Here is a 647-nt window from a genome sequence, read left to right on the forward strand (position 1 = left end):
CAGAATACTCTGACCGGTCGGTACGGAGCCGGTGAAGACAATCTGATCAACTCCCTTATTCGCAGCTAGAAAAGCGCCAACCTCACGACCACGTCCACACAGCAGATTGACCGCGCCTTTTGGTAAGCCGGCGCGTTCGATCGCTTGCATCAGGACACAGAGACCTAAAGGCGAGAGTTCCGGCGATTTGATTACAACCGAGTTACCAGCGGCTAATGCTGGAGCCAGAGAGCGCGCGCAGATCGACACTGGGAAGTTCCATGGCACGATCTGTAAAGAGACGCCCATTGGCTCATAGATAGTGAAGTCCATGTAGCCATTGCCTAGCGGTACTGAGATACCTTCAATCTTGTCGGCCATGCCGGCATAGTATTCGAAGTAGCGTGCGGCTTCGGTGAACTCGTCCCGCGCATCGCGAAGGGGCTTACCATTCTCCGCGCAAAGAATTTGAGCTCCTTCATCGGCGACCAAACGAATCTGCCGGGCAATCTCTAGTAACCAAGTTACACGCTGGGCAGGACGCACCCGGGTCAGCTCAGCACTGTCAGCGCAACGTCGCGCTGACTGCAAGGCACGCTCAGCGTCGGCGACACTGGCTTGAGCCATGGTCGCTACCGGCTGATTATTAGCGGGATTGAGGATAGTCA

1 protein-coding gene is annotated in these 647 nt (G+C 55.8%); it reads right to left on the bottom strand.

The features are described 5' to 3' along the window. The coding region (locus tag AC1DRJ_RS31360; protein WP_477805523.1) for an aldehyde dehydrogenase family protein at window positions 1–647 on the bottom strand (647 nt) is incomplete at both ends.

It is taken from the genome of Pseudomonas sp. P5_B2 (genome assembly GCF_056400445.1).